Genomic DNA, 20,626 nt, shown 5'->3' on the forward strand with positions numbered 1-20,626 from the left:
GCTGTTTGCGCAGCATTCCGGAGGAAATGCTTACTAATAGATAAATTTTGAATAATATTCGAGAAATAATTATGGAAACTCCCGCAATTTATTTACCGCCAAGATTAGAATTAAAAATTGAATTAACAGACGAACAATTTTGGCAACTTTGTCAGGAAAATGACGACCTCAGATTTGAAAGGAGTGCCACAGGATAACTAATTATTATGTCACCTATCGGAGGAAATACAAGCAAACCCAATATTAAAATTAATACTCAATTAGATATCTGGAATTCTGAAAATAATCTGGGGGAAGTATTTGATTCTAATTGCGGTTTTCTACTTCCAAATGGTTCGCAACGTGCCCCTGATGCTTCTTGGGTAAGTCGTCAACGTTGGGATAATTTAACACTAGAAGAACAAGATAAATTTCCACCATTATGCCCAGATTTTGTAGTAGAACTCATGTCTCCTAGTGATACTTTAGAAAAAACCAGAGCTAAGATGAGAGATTATATGGAAAATGGGGCAAAATTAGGCTGGTTAATTAATCGAAAAAAACGACAATTAGAGATTTATCGACCACAGCAAGATGTAGAAATATTAGAAAATCCTCGGACAGTGTCAGGAGAAAATATATTACCGAAAAATTGTGGGTATGCGCCTCCCCTTGGATAGCAGGGTCTATTTATTGTCACCAGAGAAAAAAGGAGGGGGGTGGGAAGTGTGGGGAGTGTGGGGAGTGTGGGGAGTGTGGGGAGTGTGGGGAGTGTGGGGAGTGTGGGGAGTGTGGGGAGTGTGGGGAGTGTGGGGAGTGTGGGAAGCACAGGATATCAAAAAAATATAGGGTTGTAAATATTCTCTGACGACAAAGAATTAGCCCTGCCCCTTGGATAGGGGATAATAAGCGGTCGTTTGCGCAGCATTCCGTAGGATGGGATGACGAGGTCTCGGAGCCATATCCAATCGACTCCTGTGAAGAAAAATTTTCATCTCTTTGTCAATCCTCTTCAATTCATGGAGAGGTAATTATTCATTATTCATTATTCATTATTCATTGTTGAACAGGATTTGTTCTGGATTTAACATTGATTTGATAATAGTTGAAGAAGGAAGAAGAAAGAAGAAAAAAGTGGATGGGGACTCAAACTCCAACCAATTTTCAACACCGTTCCTTCCGTGGTTCCTGACTCCTAAAAAAAATACAACCCTTTTCAAATCCCTGGAATTTATTTATAGGAATTTTTTTCTATGTTGTCCACTCCCTTTTCCTTTCTTATATCATGTCCGGTAGCATCGGTCTTGTATAGTCAATAGGCAACAGGCAACAGGCAACAGGCAACAGGCAACAGGCAAGAAAAAAACTTAAATTTCCTGCAAATATCCACGCCAACTTTTACACAAACGATTGCCTTCGGACATGATATTATACCTATTTAATAAATGTTTGTTACAAATGGTAGGGACGTTGCATGCAACGTCCCTACGAAAGAAGGAAGAGGAAAGAAGGAAGAAGGGATAAATATTGAAAAAAAGGGAAAAACAATATAAATAACTATCTAAAATGAACTAGACTAGCTATTTTTAAGCATATTCGAGCAAGGTATACCTTTTTGTAGCATTCTTTTTTCAAATTGGTATTAAAAAATACAGTCCTTTTCAACTCTCCTCAATTTATTTAATTTCCTGTTCCCTGATTAATCAATTATTTCCGGATTCTATTGTAAATTCGTGTTTTTAGAATAAGAGCTGATTATACATTCAAAATAGGCCTAAATTAGCCTAGTTAATTAATCGCCAAAAGCGATGATTAGGGATTTATCGACCAGAGTAGGGTGTAGAAATATTAAAAAATCCCTAGACACTATACAAAAAAAATATTTTGCCAGGATTTGTTCTGGATTTAATAGTAATTGCTTAAGAGGTAACTTTTTGAAGATATAGGGTGCGTGAGGCGGAGATCACCTTCGCAGTTAACTATTGAACTTACCGAATAATTAAGGTTTAAAGCCTCTTTCTTAAAGGAGAAAAAAGCGGTCGATCTTCGCAGCTTCCCGTAGGGTGGGATGGTGAGGTCTCAGAGCCATATCCAATCGACCAAGAGAGAAAAAATTTTCATTATTAGTCAATCCTATCCGTTTTCAAGGAGAGGATATTCAATAATTATTAATTATTAATTATTAATTATTAATTATTGAATATCTTCCTTAACACACCAATAACAAATATTTAAGACTGCAGATAGAGATTATGCCAAAAACTCCCACAAATTTTTCCCAACTTACACAACAACAACAAACTAATTTTAAGCAGGCAAAACATTTTTTTAGCTTAGGAAAAGTTTTCGCAAAAAAAAGTGAATGGAAAAAAGCGATCGCTGCTTATCGCAAGGTAATTGAATTAGATCCTGACTGGAAAGAAGCAAGACAGTCTTTGAAATATGCAGAAAATCAACTTCAGGAAAAAACAATTAATACTCAACAGCAAATAGAACCTAGTAAAAATTTGAAAATCGCCGATCGTCCGTTAGATAAAATAGCTACACAAGAGGAGCAGATATCAGCGATCGCTACTGCTAATAATCCAGTTATAATCAACTCTAATTTGGCAGATAATTATCACCTTAATGGCGATAATTTAGTAGAAAAAGGAGAGAAAAAAGAGGCAATTAAGTCTTATATTAAAGCAATTGAAATTAATCCTGAATTGTGGGAAGTACATCATAAATTAGGTAATTTATTGCAGGAAAAAGAGGAGTTAGAAGAAGCAGTTGCTGCTTATAATAAATCGATAGAATTAAAGCCTGATTTTTGTTGGTCTTATAATAATTTAGGAGATGTTTTAGTTAGGTTAGAGAAATGGGATGAAGCGATTGTTTCTTATCAAAAAGCAATTGAGTTAGAACCAAATTTTGCTTGGTCACATTATAACTTAGCAGAGCTTTATTTCTTTTTAGAAAAATGGGATGAAGCAGTGAATGCTTATCGTCAATTTATGGAAATTCAGCCTGATTTTTCTCCTAAAGTAGAGGAAAAATTAAATCAGGCATTGCATCAACAAGTTAAAGGGAAATTAGAGAAAGCATTAAGTCATTATCGGCAAGCAATTGAGAATGACCCGACAGATGTGGAAAGTTATCAAAAAGCTTTAGAGATTAAGCCAGATGATGCTCATTTATACTTAGAATTGGGTAATGCTTGGTATCAGAAAAGCGAGTATCAGAAAGCTATAAATGCTTATCAAAAGGTACTTCAGATTCAACCTGATTTAGTAGAAGTTGAGGAGAATGCAATTATTCTTGAAGCTTGTTGGCAAGCAGTAAAAATCCAGGCAGATGTGTTGGAAGTAGAGGAAGAAAAATTAGGTAACAATGAAACAACAGAAAACTGGCAATATGATCCAATTTTACCTACAGCAAAACTTGAAACAGGGAATCAAGAAGAGATAATGGCTATTGATGAACAAACCATTAGTTTCAACCTTGAAGAATGTATAGGTAATCGTATTAAAGGTTGGATATTTAGAGAGCAAGATTTAACCGATTCAGTCACAATAGGTGTTTTCATTAATAATCAAAAAAATAGTGAAGTTATTTGTAATATTTTTAATGAAAAAAAGAAAAAAAATGGTTTAGAAAAAAGCAAGTATGGTTTTGATTTTACTATACCTGATGCTTACTTAGATGGAAAAGAGTATACATTAGAAATAAAAACTTTAGATAATCAACAAATAATTTTTCACAAAACTTTTAGCTTGCAAATCAAAGGCAACATTGATGTGGCAGATCATACACGAATAGAGGGGTGGATAATTGATACAAATTCACCTCAGAATAGTTTAGAACTAGACGTTTATATCAATGGCTTAAAATATCAGTCAATTGTAGCAAATTTTCAAAGAGAGGATGTAGGAGCAATTTTTGGTTTTTCTAAATTGGGATTTTTTGTTAATTTATTAGAGGAAAGACTGCGAGGTAGCGAAATAGTATTAACCTTGAAAGATTCCTATTTGCCAATCCTTAATACTCCTATTATGGCAGTTTCACAAGAAGCAAAAACTCACACCATTTCATTATTAAACCAAAAAGTATCAGGATTTGATTTCTTAACAGATGGTGAAAAACAATGGCTCACAAAAGTGGTATTTCCAAATTTAAAGAATTTCGCAAGACATCAACAAGAAAATGAACAGCAATTATTTAATGCTAAAACATATCACCAACTATCATTGTGGCGATCGGTTAAACAAGAAGCTCCACTAAATGTTATTGTTCCAGTATATAGAAATTTAAAAGTAACACAACAATGTTTAGAAAGAGTAATTCAATCTAAGCGAAACCGTCCATATCATATCACAGTAATTAATGACTGTAGTCCTGAACCAGAAATTCACACTTATTTAGATGAATTAGCTAATTCAGGTCAAATAAAATTGATTAAACACGCTGAAAATGAAGGTTTTGTCAGGTCTGTTAATAATGGCATGATGTCCGATACAAACTCAGATGTTGTCTTGCTCAACTCAGATGCTTATGTCACAGATTATTGGCTAGACTATTTACGAGAAGCTGTCTATAAAGAAGATAGAATTGCCACAGGTACACCTTTTAGCAATAATGCAACAATCTTTAGCTATCCTATTAATTGTCAAGAAACTGAAGATATACCTAAAGATTTGACTTTAGAAGAATTAGCTCAAATATGTCGGCAAGTTAATCAAGATGTGACGATTGAAGTTCCTTCAGGTCATGGTTTTTGTTTGTACATTCGCCGTGATGCTTTGAGAGAAGTAGGTTATTTTGATGCTGAAACATGGGGTAAAGGATATGGAGAAGAAGTTGACTGGTGTCAGCGAGCTTTAGATTTAGGTTGGCGACATATTGCAGCAACAGGAGTATTTATTCAGCACGTTGGTAGTCAATCTTTTACTGGTGATAAAACTGATTTACTTAATCGTAGTCTTAAATTAATTAGTGAAAAATATCCTGAATATGATTTAGTTATTCAGCAGTTTATTAAATCAGATCCTTTTGCTATTGCACGGAGAAATATTGATTTAGCACGTTTAAAACGTTGTGGCGATCGCTTTATTTTAATGATTAATCATAACTTGGGAGGTGGAACTGAAATACATTTGCAAGATTTAGTTTCTATTTTAGAATCAGAAAATATAATTGGTCTAATTTTAAAACAAGATTCAGAATCAAAAGATTGGGTTGAATTAACTTATCCAAAGTTGGATTTATTAGCACGATATAATGTGAATCATGATGAGCAAGCTTTAATTCAAGATTTACACGATTTAGGAGTATTTCATGTTCATATTCACCATACAATAGGTTTTTCCAAAAGTTTTCTTGATAATTTATTGAAAGGGTTAGCTCTTAGTTATGATGTTACTCTTCATGATTATGCCTCAATTTGTCCCAGGGTGACTCTGAGTCAGAATAGAGGTAAATATTGTCAAGAACCACCTGTTAAAGTATGTGAATTATGTATTGAGGAACATGGTGCCCATAACAGTCTACAAAAATTATACGAAGAAATAGACAGCATGGAAATCTGGCGTTCAAACTCAGAAAATTTATTAAAAAAAGCCAGAAAAATCTTTGTTCCTAGTCAAGATATGGCTACAAGAATAAGCAAATATTTTCCGGAACTAGAGTTTACATTAAGGTATCATCCTGAAGTAGAACAAACTGTTACTTTGCGGTCTCAAAATGATAATGAATCTACCGTTAGAATAGGTTTAATTGGTGGTATATCACAAATAAAAGGTCTAAAGACTCTTTATCATTGTGCCAGTTATGCTTCTAAAATTAAGAAGGACATTGAATTTATTGTCATTGGTACAACAGCAAATAATAATTTGTTTAAAAAATTGTCAAATGTTACTATTTATGGAGCTTATAAACCAGAAGAACTAAATGAGTTAATTAGTAAAAGTCAGTTAGATTTTGCTGCTTTCTTTAGTACATGGCCGGAAACTTATTGCTATACTCTTAGTGAAGCATTAGAAAATGGTTTATATCCTTTTGCTTTTGATATTGGAGCAGTAGGTGAAAGAATCAGCCAATTAGGAGTAGGTTATTTAATCGAGCCAAATATCAATGTTGCTTCTTTGGTTGAGGCATTATATAGTTTTGCTAGTCAATGCCGTCAGCAAGAGGATACTGTTAATATAGGAAATGATTATAGTGATTTATTTACGAATAAATATTATAACTTACAACTATAAAAACTTACATTATCAAATTAGTTATTTAGCTAAATATCAATAATTTTTGTACTTATTAGAATGTTAACTATCCATACTGAATCTAAATAAAATCAAGAAATAGCTATGACTCAAACTATAACTAAGCAAACTCAAAATAAAATCTTACAAGTTTTAAGTGATTTTCAAGAACTAGCATCACTGGATAAGAGTCGAAATCTCATAAAAAGTTATCAACAATTGTCTCTTCCCATTAATGAATATACTATATGTATCACTCCTAGAAGTGGTAGTTCTTGGTTAACAGAAATGTTATCAGAGACAAAAATTTTAGGAAACCCAGAAGAGTGGTTTAATCCAGGTAATTTACCTGGCATTATACAAAACCGTTATCCTTGCCTAGATGTAATAGAGTATTTTGACTGCATAAAAAGGACACAATGTACAGAAAATAAAGTATTTGGAATGGAATTAAGCTTTTTTCAACACCAACTGGTTTGTGATGCTCTGGAAAAAACAAAAAAAGATTCATCCTTAAGTTTATTGAACCCAGAAAAAAATAAGTTTATTTATCTTTATAGACTCGATCTAGTTGCACAAGCAGTTTCGCTTTATAGAGCAGTAGAAACAGGTATGTTCCATTCAGCACAAAAAAATGCTTCTGAAAAAGCTCTAGTAGATTTTAAGTATTCGGATGATCGAATTTGGCATTGGTTAATTCATATTCTACAGCAAGAATTTGGATGGCAGCAAAACTTTAGCAAAAAAGGTATTTCGCCTTTGTGTTTAACTTATGAGGAAATGTGGTCTAATCCTAATTTAACTAAATTAAGAGTTATTAATCATATTTTAGGAAATTTAGATCAAATACATGAAATAGATGAATTATCTTCTTACAATCACACTAAAATTGCTAATTCCAAAAGTCATGAAATTATTACTAGGTTTTATGAAAATCATGCAAAAAAAATTGATTTTTGTTTAAAAAGAAGAGGAAAAATTGATAGTAACCAAATAAGAAAAAAATTAAAACTATAAAATAGTATTCATTCAAATCAATTTGAAATTAAAAAAAATTTTGATATCTACAAAGGAGTAAAAAAATGGAAACTGTTTATCTTCATATAGGTCTTAATAAAGTAGGCTCAACATCACTGCAAAATTTTTTATCTAAGAATAGAGATATTTTGCTATCTCATGGATACTTATATCCAATAACAGGGACTTTAGATAATAAGAGAACTCATCATAATTTAGCTTGGAGTTTTCCCAATCACTTTCAGAAGTATAATCCTCAACTTGGAACTTGGGATGATTTATTTGAAGAAATAAATTCTTCTATAGCTGATAAAATAATTATAAGTTCTGAATTTTTTAACACATTGAATGAATCTCAAATATCACAGCTTAAGCTGCAATTAAATAAATTTAAGATCGTTAAAATAATTGTATACATAAGAAGGCAAGATATTAGGATAAAATCAATGTACAAACAAGGAATAAAGGCTAATGGTTTCTCCGAAAAAATAGAAAAAAGATTAGATATTTTCAAATCCAAAAATGATTACTATAAGCTGTTAAAACCTTGGCGAAAAGCATTTGGATTAGAAAATATAATACTCAAAAATTTTGATCAGATAACTAAAAGTAAAAATAATTTATATTATGATTTTTTAAAAACTCTAGAAATTGATAGAATCGAAGATTTTAAAATTACAAATATTCAGAACATGAGTCCTGGATATAAAGTAGTAGAAGTTATGAGATTTATGAATGAAATTATTATTGATAAATTAGGATACTCTAAAGAGTATTGCTTAAAAAAATATAAAACACCAATTATGAAAGCACACTTTAATCAAAAATTTTTATTAGATGATAAAAAATATGACCTACTTTCTACATCTTTAATCCTAAGTTTATGGAAAGAATTTGAAGCTTCTAATAAAAAGGTGTCTCAAGAATATTTAGGTTTAGACAACGAGCCATTATTCTCGCCACCATCAACATCAGAAAGAGAAATATTTAATATTGATTATTTAACTTCGTATGAGTGGCAGCAAATGATGAATCTTACTTTAGAAAATGTTGAAAAAAACATCTAATGAATGGGCTAAAAGTTAAATAAAATATAACTTGGGATAGAAAGCGATTACCATTCAATTAATCTTGATTATTAGTGAGTAATATAATGTCCGGATAAGAGCGTGATCAAAAAACTTTCTCCTTTTCCTCCTCTTCTTTCTTCCCTCCTGACTCCTTTACGGGCGAATGCCATTCGCCCCTACGACTCCTGACTCCTCCATCGTTTATTTATAGAATCCCTAACCGTATCTTTGCAAAGGTACAAGTTTTTGGCAAAGGAGTCAGGAGGACCGAGTCATATAGAATCCGGGTAATTAGTTATCGTATTACTGAGGAGTAAGGAGTAAGGAGTAAGGAGTAACGAGTAACGAGTAACGAGTAATATCAAATCCAGTTGAATACTTAATTGTATTGTTGGGGGAGATGGGGAGATGGGGAGATGGGGAGATGGGGAGATTGAATAATGAACATATACTATATAACCGGATTCTATATCAGGAGTTCCAGAAATAGGATAGGAGAAAAAGCGGATGCGACCCCGCGACGACCCTAGCGCAGCTCCTCTGAAGGAGGCAAGTCGCAAGCGGTCATACCCCGCGTTGCCGTCAGCTCCCTTGAGGAATGCTGACTCCTTTTCGGGAACGCGCACCAAGCAGGTAGAATAATGCTTCCATCTCCCCACACTCCCCACCCTTCCCACACTTCCCACACTCCCTTTTAAATAGATCCGCTTAGGGGTTCTATAAGTATTCAACCGGACATGATATAAATCCTTCCAGTCCAAAAGGAAGAAATAGTAAATGCTAGAATCAGGGTTTTTAGCCGTTTTCCTCAAAACTTTCCTGACTATTGAATTGAATATAGTAAATATCTAGTAATGTCACATTAAGTAAAGAAATTCTCAAGGCTTAGTTATGTCCTCATCTTTCAAAGAAGCCGCTGCTGCCAAGAAAAATGTTGAAATTGGCAAACAGCTTAAAGATCAAGGTTCGCTCCAAGAAGCGATCGCCAAATACAAGATGGCCCTTAAACTGACTCCAGACAACATACAGGCTTTGACTCAGTTATCTTCAGTTTATGAAGCTCAAAAAAACTGGGAAGAAGTGATCAAATGTTGCAGAAAAATAGTTGCTCTCCAACCTAATAATTCTAGAGCATATATCCGACAGGCCAGAGCTCTAAAGCAACAAAATAAAATCTATGGGGCAATAGCTGCATTTCAAGAAGCCATTGAAATGGACAAAAATGTACTTAGAGCCCAAGATTACAAGGAATTAGGAGATCTGTTGGTTCAACTAAAAAGCTCTGAAAATCAACAAGCTCAGGCTAATGATGCGATCGCCGCTTATCAAAAAGCTATTGAACTGAAACCAGATTTTTCCCACAGGGTTTATATTAGTTTGGCTGACACTCTGCAAAAACAGGAACGCTTTGAGGAAGCTATTGCTTCATATCAAAAAGCGTTACAAGTAAAACCAGATTTGGGTGCAGGAGTCTATGCTAAGTTAGGGAACGCCCAACTCAAACAGGGGCAACTAGATCAAGCTATCACTACTTATCGAAAAGCAATTGAGTTAGATCCGGATTCTGTAGCTGCCAACCAAAATATGGGCAATGCTTTACAACAAAAAAGCTTGTTCAATGATGCAATGAATTGTTATCAAAAGGCGATAGAACTCAATCCAAATGCTCCCGGTTTATATCGTTTAATAGGTGATACTTTAACAAAACAAGGTAAAACTCATGAAGCTTCTCAATATTACCAGAGAGCTGCTTCAATGTAGAAGTTTGCTTTTATTGTCGCTGTAACGAACTATTACAGTTTCAATACATTTTGCTCTGACTCTCGTTTTTACTGCTTAGTTTTTAACAAAAACGGCGTTGGTGAAGCGCGTGTATGATATTAATCTTAATTATTGAGTCCTCAGGAGTCAGGAGTCAGGAGTCAGGAGGGAAGAAAGAAGAATAAAGAGGAATATAAGGAGAAAGTTTTTTGTTCGCGCTCTTATCCGGACATGATATCATACCTCTTTTCACCAACGCCACAAAAACTAGGACATGACAAACGGGAGTTTTTCTCTGTTTGTCATTTTTTTGCTTTTTATTAATCTCAAAACTTGAAGAACTCAAATGGAACTCGCAGAAACTTATTTGGAATATGCAAAAAATTACTCTTCTCAAGGAAACTGGAAAGAGGCTATTTCTTTTTATCAAAAACTTACCGAATTGCAACCTAATAACTGGGAAGCTTATCAAGATTTAGGAAATGCTTTTTTTGAAATGGAAAGCTGGCAAGATGCTGTTAGTGCTTACCGTCACATTATCAAAATTAAGCCAGATTTTGATTTGTCTCATTATCAGTTAGGAGAAGCATTGATAAAATTAGAACAGTGGCAGGAGGCGATCGCCTCTTACCAAAACGCCCTCGAACTTAACCCCAACTTCCCAGGAATACATCAAAAAATCGGGGATGCTCTACAACAACAAGCAAAAGCAGAAAAAACCAATCTGCTTAACTATTACAAACAGAAAATTCAACAAAACTCAGACGATCTACAAACCTACTATCAAGCATTAGAAATTTCTCCCAATGATACCGAAATTTACCTGGAGTTAGGAAAAGCGCTTGCCAAAAAAGGATTATTTGACCGCTCTCAACTCGCCTATCAAAAGGTTCTCCAACTGCAACCTAACCATCCCTTAGCAGAAAGTTTTCAATCTACTCAAAATCCCAATCTCTTATCACAAAACCCATCCTCTCCCCAAACTCCCCAACTAGACCAAGCAAAACAGACTCTTGATACTCTTAACCAAATCACTCTTGATAGTTTCCTCAATACCAACTCTCAACTTAATTTCCCTAAAGTTCAAAATCCAGAAATTAGCATCATTATTATTCTCTATAACCGAGCAGAAATAACTTTAAGCTGCTTATACTCCCTTCTGAGAAACCCCTTTCAATCTTTTGAACTGATATTAGTCGATAACAACTCCACTGATACCACCCGTCAACTGCTACAACAGATAAACGGGGCAAAAATTATCCTCAATCATCAAAATTTTCATTATCTCCTGGGATGTAACCAAGGTAGCAAAATTGCCCAAGGAAACTATATCCTATTTTTGAATAATGATACTCAAATTCTCGGCAATAGTATCCCCTCTGCTCTCGAAACCATTAAATTTTCAGATGATATTGGTGCAGTAGGTGGAAAACTAATCCTTCCCGATGGCACCCTCCAAGAAGCAGGAAGTATCATTTGGCAAGATGGAACTTGCTTAGGATATGGACGTGGAAACTCACCCACTGCACCAGAATATCAATTTAAACGTACTGTTGATTATTGTTCCGCAGCTTTTCTCTTAACTCGACGGGATTTGTTTTTACAATTAGGAGGATTTGATGAAGATTATCAACCAGCTTATTTTGAGGAAACTGACTATTGTGTGCGACTGCAAAAATTAGGAAAAAAAATTATATACGACCCCAATGTAAATATTCTCCATTATGAATTTGCTAGTTCCAGTAATACAGGTTCCAGCAAACAGGCGATCGCTCTGATGAAAAAAAATCAAAAGATATTTCAACAAAAACACAAAGAGTGGTTTTCGTCTCAATATCCTACCGAACTGAAGAATTTAATATTTGCTCGCACTCAAGCTAGAGAAAAACCAAAACGCATATTATTTATTGATGATAGAATTCCTCATCCTTGGGTAGGTTCGGGTTATACCCGCAGTCATTCTATTCTCTGTAATCTTGTTAAATTAGGCTATTTTGTCACCCTTTATCCAGGGGATCTGCGTCATCTCGAAGATTGGTCAACTATTTATTCCGATCTTCCCCAAACTGTTGAAGTTATGCGCGGATATGGATTAATTATGTTAGAAGATTTTTTAAGAAAACGCAAAGGATATTATGATTTAGTTTTTATTAGTCGTCCCCATAATATTAAACATTTAAACTCTATTTTAGTGAAAGAAAATCTTCTTAAATCAGCCCAAATTATTTATGATGCAGAAGCAATTTTTAGTATTCGAGATTATGAATATAAACGTTTAAATCAAATTAATTTTACGGAAATAGAACGTCAAAAAGCTATAACAGAAGAAATTCAACTAGCTAAAAATAGCCATCATATTATTACTGTTTCCTCCCAAGAACAACAACAATTTCTTGCACAAGGTTATACCAATATCAGTTTATTAGGTCATTCTCTATCAATTAATCCTACACCTAAAACTTTTGCAGAAAGACAAAATTTACTGTTTGTTGGTTCAATATATGAAAAAAAATCTCCTAATGCTGACTCTATTTTATGGCTAACTTCGGAAATATTTCCCCTGATTCAAGAGCAACTTGGTTTAACAGTGGAATTGATAATTATTGGGAATAACACAGTAGAAGAAATTGAACAAAAAGTAAATAATTTAAACAATCAATCAATCAAAATTTTGGGAAAAGTAGATGATTTAACACCATTTTATAATCAGGCAAGATTATTTGTAGCTCCCACTCGATATGCAGCAGGAATTCCTCATAAAGTACATGAAGCAGCAGCTTATGGTTTACCTATTGTTACCACATCTTTAATTGCTCAACAGTTAGGATGGAAACATGAATCAGAATTATTAGTTGGCGATCGTAATGTAGATTTTGCTCAACAATGTATCAAACTTTATCGAGATTTTACTTTATGGAATAAACTTAGAAAAAATGCTATAGAGCGAGTTCAAACTGAATGTTCTCCTCAAGTTTTTTCACAAAGATTGAGTTCTATTTTTAAATAATATCATGTTCGGATAATTACTTATAATAAAGTATATGGTTTGTAGTTGGGCTTTAGCCCTTACAATGCTTAGTATTAGGACTAAAGTCCAACTACGAGCCTAATTATAACTGTTCTACCGCAATTCGTAGCTCCCCCGGAGGGGGAACATGATATAAGCCAAAGATTTTAATCCTTGGCTAATAGTTTAAGTCATCTTTAAGATGACTCTTGAGGAGTATCCACCTTTTTCATCTTTAGTAAAAGCTAATAGCTATTTAACTCAACTCATTAGGATCAATACCTAACTCTCGTAGTTTCGCAGCCAAGCGATCGGCCTGTACCTCGGCATTGGTAGCCCGTTCCTCAGCATTAGTGGCCCGTTCCTCGGCATTGATGGCCTGTTGTTGAGCTGCAACTGCTTTCTCTTCTGGGGTTGGAATCAAATCTCCTTCCATACTCATCCAACGTAACCAAAGTCGCTCTATATTACTGTAACTCCCCTGCCATAAACCCAGACTGAGTTCGATACTAGGAATTAATAAGCGTCCATTAGTCAACTCTGCTGTTTGGTAGCGATCGCCTACTAAATGAAACCCCTGCATTTTATTGGTATAGCGACTGAAAGTCACATAATAAGGAACTCGTAGAATTTGCTCGTAAACTTCCCACTTCGTAGCAGGTTTTCCCAGAGTTCGTACTTTCTGTCCTAAATCTTCATCTTCCGTTCCTGGGGATAACAACTCCACTACCACTAAAGGGTTAACTCCTTCTTGCCAAACTACATAGCTCAAGCGCATATCTTGTTCTTCGTATAACCTGGGCACTCCCACTACTCCAAACCAATCTGGGCGTTTATACCAACTGGGATGCTTGACATCGTAGTAGAGATTCATATCGCTGCCACAGAATAATAAATTGGGATACCAGTTGTGAGGTTGAAAAGTTTGGCGCAACAATTCTGGTTGCAAGTAGTGAAATTCGTCTGGCAAACCTGCTTCCTCCTGATTTTCACTTGGTAGATCGTACATTGTGGGCAGAGTTTGCTCTGCTGAAAGTGGTGGATCTGATTGAATGGATATATTTGTCATATCGGTTTATTTCGCTATCGACATGGTTGGGTTTGAGCGGCTGATCGCAAAGTAGTGCGGAATACTATCATTTCATCTGACTGAAAAATAATGTTTTTTTATACTACTAATAATAACGACACTATTTGCGTCTATATTTATTCGTACTTACAGCTTAACATAGAATTTTGACTAAAGTAGTAATGACAGTTTCTATAGATTGACGTTGTATAAAAAATATTTTTTTTGCTTGAATCAGGTTAATTTTTTCCTAATATACACCTCCAGAAAATAAACTAAAAAAATAATTTTTCATATTTTTTTCCTAAAAAAATATTTCCTGTTCCCTATTCCCTACCTTGACCAAAATTCTATATCTTTTTACTAAATTTCTAATAATAACTCTGCCAATTCACAAAAACCTTCTGCTTCTTTTTCGTTGGTAATATAAACTGGCTGATGATTCAATTTATCGGCATATTCTCGAATATTTGCTACTCCCACAGACAAAGGGAATTTAGTTTCATCAAATAGAGTTTCATCATTAGGACTATCTCCAACTGTAATAATTTTTTCTGTTGTTAATTCAGGAAAATATTCTGACAAAACTTGCAATAAACCTGTAGCTTTATCCTGTTCTAAAGGTTTAATATGACATTGTACAGTACTATAGGTAAAACCATAACCTTTGGAGTGACAGATATCTGCCATTTTTGTCAGTTCAGATAAACTTAAGTCCTGAATATCAAAAGTCCAATCTGTGAGTCTAAACTGATTATCAACAGATTCTTCAATCCGAGGAAATAGACTTTTTAAGTATTGGAAAATTTCAGCTAAATTTTGTCTATGTAGATTAATATATGGTATAAAGGTTAAAAATTTAGGTGCTTCGCTATGAGTAGGATAAAATAAACCTCCATTTTCAGCGATCGCTCCTACTACTGGCAGATAATTTTTAATAGCTTGTACCCAACCAGCAGAACGACCCGTAATTACTAATACCTGAATTTTTGCTGCTGCTAATTTTTCTAAACTGAGGAAAAGATTAGAAGAAAATTTACTATTTTTAGTTAATGTACCATCCATATCAGTAGCTATAAATTGAATATTTTTCAGGCTTGTTTTTGCTACTGCTTTAGAGAGAGGAGTCAAAGGCATAATTAATATTTATGGTTGATAATTTCAAAACTTTTGAGATTATACCAGTTGGTAAGTTATATTTTGCTGCTTCTTCAGTATTTTTAACTAGCTATCAGCTATCAGCCTAAAAATTTGTGCATAGATGATGGTATCTGTTTGCGGAGCATTCCGGAACGTCCAAACTTGGGTTTAAATCCCCGACTTTTAGCTTATAGCAATTTCATAAAATATTGCTACAGTCACGGCACAGGAAATAGGGAATAGGTATGGAGGGAAAGAAAAACAGAAATATTAAAGAGGAAAAAAGGTTGAATTGTTAGAATTTATGGGATTTATATTTTTTTATTGTAGGAATAAATCATCAACTAAGATGTAACTACCTTTTTTGAATTTGGTATTATAGTTTAATTTTAGAATGAAATTACTATGTAAGCATTTCCTGCGGAATGCTGCGCAAACAGCTATTAGCTGTTATCTCTCAGCTCTCATGAGGGGATTTTAATGAAAATAGACTGTTTCAGCCAGCTAGAGAGGGTAAATATAAATTCTGACTCAATTAGTAAAGCTTTTATCTAAAACTAAAAGCAATAGCTGATGGCTGATAGCTGACGGCTGAATGCTGACATTACTATAATAATAATGTATTAAATCAAGAATTATTCTTATTATGTTTGAAACAATTACAGCTACAAACCTAACCTTATATAATATTGAAACCAAATTCAATTTACAATTTTCTGAGGATGAGCAATTTTTTCGAGAATGGCTTGATGATTTACCAATAATTAATGATTTAGAAAGACAAGGATTAGATAAACTAAAAGCTGGCTATCTCAACAATATTAAATATCAAATGTTAGAAAATACTGTCAAAATGGTGGTATTAGCACCGTTATTATATTTAGCAGATTTATATATTCCTCCCTTTCATATTGAGTCTGAAAAATCAGTAGAACTTGTACTATAAGATGAGGATAAAATTGTGAGAGGAAGTATAGATATTTTGGTCTTAAAAGAAAATTTTTGGGTAGTTGCTATTGAAGCTAAACGGTCACAATATTCTCTAGAAGTAGGATTGCCTCAATTATTATTTTATATGTTAACTAATCTGACTCCAGAAGTACCGACATTTGGATTATTGACAAATGGCAGTAATTTCCGATTTGTTAAATTAATGAAGGGAGATAATTTACCGAATAATTAATAATTAATAATTAAATAATTCGCGCCTTGAAGCCTCCCCTTGGATAGGGGAAAAAAGCGGTCGAGGGATGGCGAGGTCCCCTCGCCATATCCAATCGACCAAGACAGCGGTCGTTTGCGGAGCATTCCGTAGGATGGGATGGCGAAGTCCCCTCGCCATATCCAATCGACCAAGACAGCGGTCGTTTGCTTTTGCTTCGCAAAACTGGCGTAACGCAACGCTGTCGCGTTTCGCGTCAGCGGAACGGAGTTCTCTCTTCAAAGCGAACCGTAGGGTGGGATGGCGCAATTCGGAGCGGCTCTGATAAGAGCGGGTCTCGGAGCCATATCCAATCGACCAAGAAAAGAAATAATATCTCCTGATATTCAATTCCGTAGCGGTTAAAACCCGAGGTAATTATCAATTATCAATTATCCATTATCCATTAATGAAAGTATTCTATATCTCAAATTTTTGATATTCTTAATCCTGGAAACGATTTACATCAGGTTTTTCAAATTTTAAAGCGTTTATCTCAATTAACTGAAAATTAGGCTCGAAAATAATCATCATCAACAAATAAATGAACTATCAAAAAAGGTGAAAATGACAGAAATATTATTGCCAAATCCCTGTACTCTCAGACCTGCATCTGCCAAAGATATTTGGTCTATTCGTAAAATAGTTTTTACTGCTAAACTTGACCCAACTCAATTAATTTGGCAACAATTTTGGGTGATTGAATGTGAAGAAAAATTAGTAGCTTGTGGGCAGTTGCGTAATTTTGAATATGCAGAAGAGTTAGGTAGTTTAGTCGTTATCAAATCTTGGCAAAAACGTGGTTTAGGAACAATACTAACCAAACATCTGATTCAACAATCAACTAAACCTTTATATCTAGAATGTCTGGGGAAAAAATTAGAATCTTTTTACCGTCGTTTTGGTTTTGTACCTATTTCTTTAACCGAATTACCTCAATCTCTAAAGTTCAAATTTGGTATATCTCAATTAGCTAGAAAAATCTTCAAAGTTCCCGTCATAATTATGCAGTATCAAGGAAAAAATTCAAGAATTTAGAATTTAGAATTTAGAATTTAGAATTACCTCTTCTTATAAATAATACCAATTTGAAAAAAGAATGCTATAAAAAGTGTCTTTTGATCGGAATGGATAGCGTTAAATTATTAGGGAGGTGGCGGGTTCATCTAATAATTTGTAACGCCATTAATTTAACGTGGAACCCGCCCTTACTATTGCAACATTTTAGGTGTGTCACACCACTACTCCTAATCTCCCCACCTTCCCCACACTCCTCACACCTCCCACACTTCCCTACTCCCCACTTACTGGTGGGATTCTAACTATATTTAATTTTGCTACATTATTCAAGATATCTGGTGCTGCAGTTTTAGGAATACAAACAACATTACCAGCACGCATTTTCTCCAGGCGATCGCCTACCACAGAAATAAGCTGCCTAACTCTCCAACGCACTATCTCTCCAGACACAGGAATAATCTCGATTTCATCTCCCACTTCTACAGACTCAACCAATTGCAAAATAATATTTTCTGGTGTTGTCTCCATCACAATACCAAGATATTCGTGAGTCCCTCTACTACTTTCCAACTGCTTATATACAGAATCATTTCCAGCAAGAGTTTCCAATGAAGCAGAAGTATAGTCACGGTGAGGCACAGATTCTAATTCACCACTAATCTGATTAACTAACTCTGGAGTCAACCTCCCCTCTGCATAAGCATCGATCGCTTGTCGATAAGCTCTACAAGTCACCGCCACATAAAACGATGATTTCATTCGCCCCTCTATTTTCAGAGAACAAATTTGATGCTCAAAAAACGCTTCTACTTGATGAATACCCCACAAATCTTTAGAAGACATAAACGTTACTGGTCGATCGTCTGTTTTTGCCTCCAACTGATAGGGAAAACGACATGATTGAATACATCCACCACGATTAGAATCTCGACCTGCAGTAAAATTGGAGATTGTACAATTCCCGGAAAAAGCCATACACATAGCACCGTGAATAAACATCTCCACATCAATACCAGTTTGTCTACGAATCAACCCACCCTCTGCAACACTGACTTCTCGCCCCACAATTAAACGCTTCACAGCAAATTCTTTCCACATTTGTCCTGCATAAGAATTAAGACAAGATGCTTGAGTCGAGAGGTGAATGTCAAGATTAGAACTATTTTTCACGACTCGCAAAACCCCCAAGTCGGAAACAATAACACCATCTACACCAATAGATTCGAGAAATTGACAATATTCGGCTAATCCTTCAAAGTCATCATCGTGGAGAAAAGCGTTCAGAGTGAGGTAGACTTTAGCATAATTTTCGTGGGCAAAATTGACTCCGTATTCTAAGTCGTAGTCAGAAAAATTATCTGCTCGCGCCCGCAGACCGTATTTTTGCCCACCTACATAAACAGCATCAGCACCATAAGTAATAGCAACTTTTAGACGTTCGAGATTTTTAGCAGGAGCTAACAATTCTGGTTTCCACATAATTATTATTTATATACTGATTAACTTATTTTAGCTTGATCGCTCAATGATGGTTTGAGGAATCAGAATCAACGATATAATTGAAATATAGCAATGTGCGCTGGCTTATGTACAAATTACAAGAACTGTCCAATAGCTAAAAGTCTTGAACCTATCCCACTATTTTTAACCAGCTTATTTGTTTAAGTAAAACATGTTTGAAAAGCTTGATTTTTCGTTTTTAACTCTCAAAATATTTAGGGTTTTTAGCAAAAATCTTATTAGTGGGATAGGTTCTTATATTATCAGTTTTTTATTTCCCCAGATGAACTGTTGCCTGCGCACAGCGCTATACAGAGGTTTTGCGGAAATTTTGAGGAAAGAAATGATGGTTAAACAACTCGAAACCCAAACCCATCGAGAAATTGTTTATCCCGATAGTGACGGCCAACCAATAGCAGATAATACAGTTCAATTTCGCTGGATCATGGTTCTTTATCATAATCTAGCTTGGCTATTTGCTGAAAATCCTGATGTCTTTGTAGCTGGAGATTTGCTTTGGTATCCAGTACAAGGAGATAATAAGTTGCGTCAAGCACCAGATGTCATGGTAGCGTTTGGAGTACCTAAAGGAGATCGAGGTTCTTATCAGCAATGGAAGGAAAATAATATTGCTCCCCAAGTGGTGTTTGAGATTCTTTCTCCAGGAAATACTTTGAAGGAGATGAGCAAGAAGCGCCTATTCTATGACAATTATGGTGTGGAGGAGTATTATTTGTATGACCCAGAAAAAAATGATTTGACGGGATGGTTGCGTTCTGGGTCGTTACTAGATGTAATTGATGAGATGAACGGTTGGGTTTCCCCAAGATTGGGAATTCGCTTTGAGGTCTTGCCAGAAACTTTGCAATTGTATCGTCCAGATGGTCAATTATTTGCGGATTATCTGGAGGTTCAACAACGGTTGAAGGAAGTTCAAGAACAATTAGATAATGTCCAAGAACAATTGGATGAGGAACGTCAGGCCAAAGAAGTTGCTGAGTCAGAACTCCAACAGGAACGTCAGGCCAAAGAAGTTGCTGAGTCAGAACTCCAACAAGAACGTCAGGCCAAAGAAGTTGCTGAGGAACGTGCTAAACGTTTAGAACAGTTACTTCGAGAAGCAGGAATAGATCCACAGAAGTAACATCAAATCCGGCGGCGATCGAGAGTGTGGGAAGGGTGGGGAGTGTGGGAAGATGAGGAAATAAAGAAAGCAGGACTTACGCATAACCACCACATAAAGTAGGGGTTAACAGCCTCTACAAATGGCGCTTTCTTCCTTATGTTATAAATTATCAAAATAATTGGGTCGCGCAACTCTGCCAAGGCGAAATATTTTTGGAGAGCTGCTCAAATACCCGTTACCGAAAAGTAACATTGAAAGTCCCCGTGTTTTAACCGGGGGATGAAAACAAGCGAGTCGTTTAGACTAGACAACTTTAGCTTTGACATCCTCCCCGGCCTAAAGGCACGGGGATTCCTACTGAGCCGTAGCTCCTCGGCGGGTTGACGCTTTGCTTCGCATAGCTGCCGCTAACACAGGGTGCTGCTTCCTTGTCGGTAGTCTAACGCTTCCCTCCACGTCCGCGCACGAGTTTCCGAGTGCCCCCCGACAACTAATAA

At 35.2% G+C, this 20,626-nt stretch carries 14 protein-coding genes and 1 pseudogene; 12 read left to right on the plus strand and 3 right to left on the minus strand.

The window, feature by feature from the left end:
• The first annotated feature begins 71 nt into the window (after positions 1-71).
• The 8 genes and pseudogenes from F6K23_RS29100 to F6K23_RS29135 all read left to right on the plus strand — a co-directional run bounded on the left by F6K23_RS29100 (position 72) and on the right by F6K23_RS29135 (position 13,073).
• A pseudogene (locus F6K23_RS29100) lies at positions 72-659 on the plus strand (Uma2 family endonuclease).
• Positions 660-672: 13 nt separating this feature from the next.
• Positions 673-828: a hypothetical protein gene (locus F6K23_RS29105; RefSeq protein WP_293162240.1), complete on the plus strand. Its 156-nt coding sequence runs from the start codon at positions 673-675 to the stop codon at positions 826-828.
• A 1,403-nt stretch (positions 829-2,231) separates the two neighbouring features.
• On the plus strand, positions 2,232-6,218 hold the full coding sequence (locus F6K23_RS29110) for a tetratricopeptide repeat protein (protein ID WP_293162242.1): 3,987 nt from the start codon (positions 2,232-2,234) through the stop codon (positions 6,216-6,218).
• Between the two features lie 105 nt (positions 6,219-6,323).
• A complete protein-coding gene (locus tag F6K23_RS29115; RefSeq protein ID WP_293162243.1) occupies positions 6,324-7,235 on the plus strand; it encodes a Stf0 family sulfotransferase in 912 nt (303 codons plus the stop codon).
• 65 nt (positions 7,236-7,300) lie between these two features.
• On the plus strand, positions 7,301-8,302 hold the full coding sequence (locus F6K23_RS29120) for a hypothetical protein (protein WP_293162245.1): 1,002 nt from the start codon (positions 7,301-7,303) through the stop codon (positions 8,300-8,302).
• Positions 8,303-8,812: 510 nt separating this feature from the next.
• Positions 8,813-8,947: a hypothetical protein gene (locus F6K23_RS29125; RefSeq protein ID WP_293162246.1), complete on the plus strand. Its 135-nt coding sequence runs from the start codon at positions 8,813-8,815 to the stop codon at positions 8,945-8,947.
• Between the two features lie 249 nt (positions 8,948-9,196).
• Positions 9,197-10,066 (plus strand): tetratricopeptide repeat protein, encoded by an 870-nt coding sequence (locus F6K23_RS29130; RefSeq protein ID WP_293162248.1) that lies wholly within the window; start codon positions 9,197-9,199, stop codon positions 10,064-10,066.
• Between the two features lie 346 nt (positions 10,067-10,412).
• Positions 10,413-13,073, plus strand: coding sequence for a tetratricopeptide repeat protein (locus tag F6K23_RS29135; RefSeq protein ID WP_293162250.1), 2,661 nt, complete (start codon positions 10,413-10,415; stop codon positions 13,071-13,073).
• Positions 13,074-13,329: 256 nt separating this feature from the next.
• On the opposite strand, the gene F6K23_RS29140 is transcribed toward F6K23_RS29135, so the two are convergent.
• Both F6K23_RS29140 and F6K23_RS29145 read right to left on the minus strand, forming a co-directional pair.
• Positions 13,330-14,142: a Uma2 family endonuclease gene (locus F6K23_RS29140; RefSeq protein WP_293162251.1), complete on the minus strand. Its 813-nt coding sequence runs from the start codon at positions 14,140-14,142 to the stop codon at positions 13,330-13,332.
• A 363-nt stretch (positions 14,143-14,505) separates the two neighbouring features.
• Positions 14,506-15,279 carry an HAD family hydrolase gene (locus tag F6K23_RS29145; protein ID WP_293162253.1) on the minus strand — a complete coding sequence of 258 codons (774 nt, stop codon included), beginning with the start codon at positions 15,277-15,279 and terminating at the stop codon, positions 14,506-14,508.
• A gap of 649 nt (positions 15,280-15,928) precedes the next feature.
• Here F6K23_RS29145 and F6K23_RS29150 point away from each other — a divergent pair.
• From F6K23_RS29150 to F6K23_RS29160, 3 genes are all read left to right on the plus strand, one after another.
• Entirely contained in the window at positions 15,929-16,228 is a 300-nt protein-coding gene (locus F6K23_RS29150) for a hypothetical protein (RefSeq protein ID WP_293162255.1), read from the plus strand.
• A gap of 15 nt (positions 16,229-16,243) precedes the next feature.
• Positions 16,244-16,465 carry a type I restriction endonuclease gene (locus tag F6K23_RS29155; protein WP_293162257.1) on the plus strand — a complete coding sequence of 74 codons (222 nt, stop codon included), beginning with the start codon at positions 16,244-16,246 and terminating at the stop codon, positions 16,463-16,465.
• Between the two features lie 585 nt (positions 16,466-17,050).
• Positions 17,051-17,521 carry a GNAT family N-acetyltransferase gene (locus F6K23_RS29160; protein ID WP_293162258.1) on the plus strand — a complete coding sequence of 157 codons (471 nt, stop codon included), beginning with the start codon at positions 17,051-17,053 and terminating at the stop codon, positions 17,519-17,521.
• 255 nt (positions 17,522-17,776) lie between these two features.
• On the opposite strand, the gene F6K23_RS29165 is transcribed toward F6K23_RS29160, so the two are convergent.
• Positions 17,777-18,982, minus strand: coding sequence for a peptidase U32 family protein (locus F6K23_RS29165; RefSeq protein ID WP_293162260.1), 1,206 nt, complete (start codon positions 18,980-18,982; stop codon positions 17,777-17,779).
• Positions 18,983-19,349: 367 nt separating this feature from the next.
• Here F6K23_RS29165 and F6K23_RS29170 point away from each other — a divergent pair, with 367 nt between their 5' ends.
• Positions 19,350-20,147 carry a Uma2 family endonuclease gene (locus F6K23_RS29170; protein WP_293162283.1) on the plus strand — a complete coding sequence of 266 codons (798 nt, stop codon included), beginning with the start codon at positions 19,350-19,352 and terminating at the stop codon, positions 20,145-20,147.
• Positions 20,148-20,626: the final 479 nt, after the last annotated feature.

The organism is Okeania sp. SIO2C9 (genome assembly GCF_010672455.1).
GTDB lineage: Bacteria > Cyanobacteriota > Cyanobacteriia > Cyanobacteriales > Microcoleaceae > Okeania.

What these genes read in the sequence shown, in the direction of transcription:
- F6K23_RS29160 (WP_293162258.1), top strand. Translation starts at nt 17,051, where the DNA reads ATGACAGAAATATTATTGCCAAATCCCTGTACTCTCAGACCTGCATCT.
- F6K23_RS29135 (WP_293162250.1), top strand. Translation starts at nt 10,413, where the DNA reads ATGGAACTCGCAGAAACTTATTTGGAATATGCAAAAAATTACTCTTCT.
- F6K23_RS29145 (WP_293162253.1), bottom strand. Translation starts at nt 15,279, where the DNA reads ATGCCTTTGACTCCTCTCTCTAAAGCAGTAGCAAAAACAAGCCTGAAA.
- F6K23_RS29140 (WP_293162251.1), bottom strand. Translation starts at nt 14,142, where the DNA reads ATGACAAATATATCCATTCAATCAGATCCACCACTTTCAGCAGAGCAA.
- F6K23_RS29120 (WP_293162245.1), top strand. Translation starts at nt 7,301, where the DNA reads ATGGAAACTGTTTATCTTCATATAGGTCTTAATAAAGTAGGCTCAACA.
- F6K23_RS29125 (WP_293162246.1), top strand. Translation starts at nt 8,813, where the DNA reads ATGCGACCCCGCGACGACCCTAGCGCAGCTCCTCTGAAGGAGGCAAGT.
- F6K23_RS29165 (WP_293162260.1), bottom strand. Translation starts at nt 18,982, where the DNA reads ATGTGGAAACCAGAATTGTTAGCTCCTGCTAAAAATCTCGAACGTCTA.
- F6K23_RS29150 (WP_293162255.1), top strand. Translation starts at nt 15,929, where the DNA reads ATGTTTGAAACAATTACAGCTACAAACCTAACCTTATATAATATTGAA.
- F6K23_RS29110 (WP_293162242.1), top strand. Translation starts at nt 2,232, where the DNA reads ATGCCAAAAACTCCCACAAATTTTTCCCAACTTACACAACAACAACAA.
- F6K23_RS29130 (WP_293162248.1), top strand. Translation starts at nt 9,197, where the DNA reads ATGTCCTCATCTTTCAAAGAAGCCGCTGCTGCCAAGAAAAATGTTGAA.
- F6K23_RS29170 (WP_293162283.1), top strand. Translation starts at nt 19,350, where the DNA reads ATGGTTAAACAACTCGAAACCCAAACCCATCGAGAAATTGTTTATCCC.
- F6K23_RS29115 (WP_293162243.1), top strand. Translation starts at nt 6,324, where the DNA reads ATGACTCAAACTATAACTAAGCAAACTCAAAATAAAATCTTACAAGTT.